Annotated in this window: 6 protein-coding genes; 2 read left to right on the top strand and 4 right to left on the bottom strand. The window is 59.0% G+C overall.

Annotated features, from left to right (window positions below; all coding sequences use genetic code 11):
• On the bottom strand, positions 1 to 441 hold a 441-nt coding region (locus L0H65_RS14800), incomplete at its 3' end, for a cytochrome c (protein WP_301459815.1).
• A 131-nt stretch (positions 442 to 572) separates the two neighbouring features.
• On the opposite strand from L0H65_RS14800, the gene L0H65_RS14795 reads away from it, so the two are divergent.
• The gene (locus L0H65_RS14795; protein ID WP_301459814.1) at positions 573 to 779 is read left to right on the top strand and encodes a DUF1858 domain-containing protein; all 207 of its coding nucleotides are present in this window, start codon (positions 573 to 575) and stop codon (positions 777 to 779) included.
• Positions 780 to 784: 5 nt separating this feature from the next.
• Here the strand turns inward: L0H65_RS14795 and L0H65_RS14790 are convergent, their stop codons facing one another.
• Positions 785 to 1,480: a Crp/Fnr family transcriptional regulator gene (locus L0H65_RS14790; RefSeq protein WP_301459813.1), complete on the bottom strand. Its 696-nt coding sequence runs from the start codon at positions 1,478 to 1,480 to the stop codon at positions 785 to 787.
• A gap of 119 nt (positions 1,481 to 1,599) precedes the next feature.
• On the opposite strand from L0H65_RS14790, the gene L0H65_RS14785 reads away from it, so the two are divergent.
• On the top strand, positions 1,600 to 2,784 hold the full coding sequence (locus L0H65_RS14785; RefSeq protein ID WP_301459812.1) for an NnrS family protein: 1,185 nt from the start codon (positions 1,600 to 1,602) through the stop codon (positions 2,782 to 2,784).
• Between the two features lie 67 nt (positions 2,785 to 2,851).
• On the opposite strand, the gene dctP is transcribed toward L0H65_RS14785, so the two are convergent.
• Positions 2,852 to 3,940, bottom strand: coding sequence for a TRAP transporter substrate-binding protein DctP (gene dctP, locus L0H65_RS14780; protein WP_301459811.1), 1,089 nt, complete (start codon positions 3,938 to 3,940; stop codon positions 2,852 to 2,854).
• Between the two features lie 21 nt (positions 3,941 to 3,961).
• The coding region (locus tag L0H65_RS14775) for a TRAP transporter large permease subunit (protein ID WP_301459810.1) at positions 3,962 to 4,773 on the bottom strand (812 nt) is incomplete at its 5' end.

The raw sequence follows: 4,773 nt of genomic DNA, 5'->3' as shown, positions 1-4,773 counted from the left end.
ATTCGGCGGCCAGCCGTTCAGATCGGTGTGGTCCGCCCACAGCAAGAATTCCGAAAGCCCGCGGACCTCTTCATCTGTCAGATTGAATTGCGGCATCTGGCGACGCCCCTCAACGCCGCTCGGCTGCGAATCCATCCAGCCTTTCAGCACCTCGAATGCCGACTCCGGGTCATCGCTGACGCCCCAGCGGGTCATCACATTGCCGACTTCGGGGGCAAAATAGGCGCCTTCGCCGTGCAGCGTATGGCAGTTGATGCAGCTATGGCGTTCCCAAACCTCTTTGCCAAGCCGCACCTCATCGGTAAGCGGCATCCCGGCGGTGGAGACGTTGACAACATAATAATGGCTGTGGACAACAAGCGCGACAAATACCACGACGAAGAACAATGATCCGCCGTAAAATATGTTTCGCGCCCGCGACTTGGTAAGAAATTCTGACATCTGGGCTTCCATGTCCGTTGTTTCGGATTTGGCCTCCATAGCGCGCGCGCCGCGAAACCTGTTTGCGCCAGCGCAAAGAACCGGGTGATCGACGCTGACAGGCTGAAAGCTCGAACGGGAGGACGGGATGGATGCCTGAGGAGCCGATAGACAACCCTGATCTGGTGTTGTCCGAGATGATGCGGATCTGGCCCCAGATCATCCCGGTATTTCTGCATCACCGGATGGCATGTGTCGGTTGCCTGATCGCGCCGTTTCACACAGTCATAGACGCCTGTGCCGAATACGAGCTGGACGAACGCATGTTCCGGGCCGAATTGCGCGCGGCGATTCACTGATGGGATCAGGTCAGATTGTCGCTGATCCGGACCAACTGATGCGCCTCGACGATCACAATGCGCTTGCGGGTGCTGAGGATGATCCCCTGCTTTTCCCAACCACTGAGCAATCGGCTGACGGTGTGCAGGGTCGTGCCTGTCATTTCAGAAATATCCTGCCGGGTGATCGGGAAATCAATCTCTATTCCCTCGTCCGTTTTCCGCCCGGCCTGGTTGGTCAGCCGCAACAGCGCCGTCGCGACACGTTGTTCCACCTGTTGTGTCGCCATTTCGGAGATGCGGCTTTGCATTTCTTGCATGCGCGCGCCAACGACCTTGTAATTCTCCGTCGCGAAACCTTGATAGATCGCTGAAAACTCCTGCAACAGCGGCATCGGCCAACTCAAGGCAAGCGATTCCGCCGCCGCCTGTGCCGTTGCCGGATAGAGGCTATGACCAAGTGCCGCGGCGATGCCGAAAAGCTGGCCGGCGGCGATGTGCAAAACGATGATCTGATCGCCGGCAGGGGTGGTTTTGATCACCCGGATATGACCATCGAGCAACAGGTAAAAGCGCGTCGCTTCCTCCCCTTCGGAAAAGAAGCTGCCGCCCTCGTCCAGGCGTTTTGTCTGTGCCTGATCCAGAATCTTGCGGATTTGCGCGCGCGAAAGTTGCGAAAACGGCGGCAGGCGCAACAGCAGGCTTTCATCCAGTTTCTTCAATTTCAGGCTCGCTGTTTGTCGGGGCGCAAAGACGTGTCTCCCCGACTTATCGCATCTACGCGGCAAGACCAACAGACCCCGACGCGAAAAAGCGGGCCCACACCCCAAGGTCAATGCATATGCCCCAAGCCAAACCTGCCTTTGCCGGAATAGCGCTGTTCAGCTACGGCTTTCGCACCTTCTTTTTGCTCGCCATCCTGTTCGCCGCCGGTGTCATTCCGGTCTGGGTGATGATCTGGCGAGGGGACTGGTCGTTGGCCGGGCCGTTCCAACCGGTCGATTGGCACATCCATGAGATGATCTTCGGCTATGCCTTCGCGGTGATCACCGGGTTCCTGTTCACCGCGATCCCGAACTGGACTGGGCGGATGCCGAAGCAGGGCTGGCCGCTGGTGGCGCTTGCTGTGCTCTGGATTGCAGGGCGCGCGGCGGTCGCCGGGTTTTTCGGGCTTGCGCCTGTGGTGGTAATGCTGGTGGACCTTGCCTTTGGTGCAGCCGTGCTGGCGATGATCGCGATTGAAATCGTCGCTGGGCGCAATTGGCGCAATCTGATGGTGGTGGTTCCGGTCGGCGGCTTGTGGCTTGCCAACCTTGCCTTTCATCTGGAGGCGATGACAACGGGAAGCGTGGATTACGGTCGCCGCGCCGCGCTGTCACTGGTGCTGTTCCTGATCCTGCTGATCGGTGGTCGGGTGATCCCAAGCTTTACCCGCAACTGGTTGGTGAAGCAGAAGGTCACCGCGCTGCCGATCCCGTTCAACCGGTTCGATGCGGCATCGCTGATTGTCGCGGCTTTGGCGCTGGCCGCGTGGATTGGCGCGCCTGAAAGCCGTTTGACCGGGGTGGCGCTGACATTGGCGGCGCTGATCCATCTGGTTCGACTGCTCCGCTGGCAAGGGGCGCGGACCTGGGCCTCGCCCTTGCTCGTCATGCTGCATATTGCCTATTTGCAAGTGCCATTGGGTTTTGCCGCATTGGCGATCTCCATCCTTGGGGGCGGCGTTATCGGTCAGGTCGTTGGGCTGCACCTGCTTGGCATCGGAGCAATTGCGGGAATGACGGTCGCGGTGATGATGCGCGCCACGATGGGCCACAGCGGCCGCCCGTTGGAGGCAGGCGCGATACTGACGCTTGGCTTTGCGACGGTCGTTCTATCCGGGTTCATCCGGGCGGGAACAGCGGCTTTCGCGGGCAATGGCGTGCTCATCGCCGCAACGCTTTGGACCCTTGGCTTCGCAATGGTGATCTACCGGCTTGCGCCGATGCTTTGGGGGCCGTCGCTGGAACGCAAGAAGCCGAGCTGACGCGCCCTGACTTCAACGCAAACCGCCGGGGCGAACCCCGGCGGCTGATTTCACTGCGAGTGCGTGATTACTTGACGCAGGCGCGGATCTTTTCGATGTCCGGGCCGTTCGGGGTGCGGCCAAGGTTGAACGGAGCCGATGCATCGCGCCATTTGGCGTAATCCGCCAGGTATTCCAACTGGCTCAGATAAACCTTCGCGGATTCCGGGTTTTCGCAAGCCGTCGTCTCGATCACCTCATTCGCCATCAACTGAATTTTGGCCAGTGAATCATCATCATAACGGGTAATCTCAATCCCGGCATCCTTGAACTTCTGATAGGCTTCGGTCGCGCGCTTTTCGGTGAAGGACAGCGACCAGACCAGGTTGGCATCTGCCGCTGTTTTCAACTTTTCCTGCGTTTCGGGTGACAATGCATCCCATGACGCCTTGTTGATCATCACACCGAACACCGATGCCGACTGGTGCCAGCCCGGCGTTGCCCAGAACTTGGTCACCTGTTGGAAACCGCCCGAGAAATCGACGTTCGGGGTGGAAAATTCCGCCCCATCAATCACGCCGCGTTCCAGCGCCTGATAAATCTCACCCCCGGCCATGGAAACCTGACTGCCGCCGAGTTTCTCCAGCAGACGCCCCTGCTCCAACCCGGAAAGCCGCAAACGTTTGCCTTTCAGATCGTCGAGGTTGCGGATCGGCTCGTTGGTGCGGAAACCGGATTCGTTGTTGGTGACGCCGTAAGGCAGATAGACCATGCCAAATTTGCCATAGACCTCATTGTAAAGCTCCGCTCCGCCCCATTGCTGGATCCAGTTCACATAGTCGATGGCGTTGAACAGACTGGCGGTGGTCGCAAGCGGCGAGAACGCGGTGTCGCGCCCCGCCCAATACCCCGGCCAATCGCCGCTGGCCTGAATGGTGCCGGATTCGACCGCGCCGAACACCTCGCCCGCCGGAACCAGCGCACCACCCTCAAAGAACTCAATCGTCAGATCATCGCCGGTAAGCGCATTCGCCAATTTGACAAAATGCTGGTCAATGTCGATCAGTTCCAACGACGATGGCCAAGTGGTCGTCATCGTCCAGTTTTCCGCTTGGGCGGACCCCACGATGCCGGTTGCCAATACAAGGCCGGTGACAATGCTTGTTGTAGATTTCATTTGACAGTCTCCTCTATTTACTCAGTTTCCATATAGCGAATGGGGCAGCCATGTGACCAAGGACGGGAACACGGCGATGGCCACGCACATCAGAAGGATAAGCCCGATGAAGGGCAGTACCCCGACGATGATCTGCGAAGTCTTGACGCTGCGCGGTGCGATGGCCCGCAGATAGAACAGCGCATATCCGAAAGGTGGCGTCAGGAACGAGGTTTGCAGAACCACGGCCATCAGCACAACAAACCACAAAAGATTCACGTTCATTTCCTGCACGATGGGCAGGAAAATCGGGAAGGACAGCAGCACGATTCCAGTCCAGTCCAGAAATGCGCCGAGGATGAAGACGATCACCATCATCATCGTCAGCAAAAGCCATGGCGCCATATCAAGGCCGCGAATGATCTCTTGCGTCGCGCGCAGCCCGCCGGTGATGTTGAACACGCCGGTAAAGGCGGTTGCCCCCACCACGATGAACAAGATCATCGCGCTGGTGCGCCCGGTTTCCAGCATCGCGCCGTAAAAGTTGCCCCATTTGAACTTGCCGCGCATGACCACGATCACCAGCGCAAGTATCGCGCCAATCGCCGAAGCCTCGGTCGCGGTGGCGATCCCTGCGAGGAGCGAGCCGAGAATGCCAAGGATGAGGATCAGCGGCGGCACCGCCTCCAGTGCCAACATGCGCAGCAACGCGCCACGGGCGATCTTTTCTTCGGCTTCAACCGCCGGGGCCATATCGGGCCGTACGATGGCAACGATCACCACCCAGACGGCATAGAGCAGCCCCAGAATGACGCCCGGAATCATAGCGCCTGCAAACAACTCCCCCACCGATA

Source organism: Pseudorhodobacter sp., assembly GCF_030452865.1.
GTDB lineage: Bacteria > Pseudomonadota > Alphaproteobacteria > Rhodobacterales > Rhodobacteraceae > Pseudorhodobacter.
The sequence above is the reverse complement of the archived record's forward strand: the minus strand, read 5'-3'. Positions and strand labels throughout refer to the sequence as shown.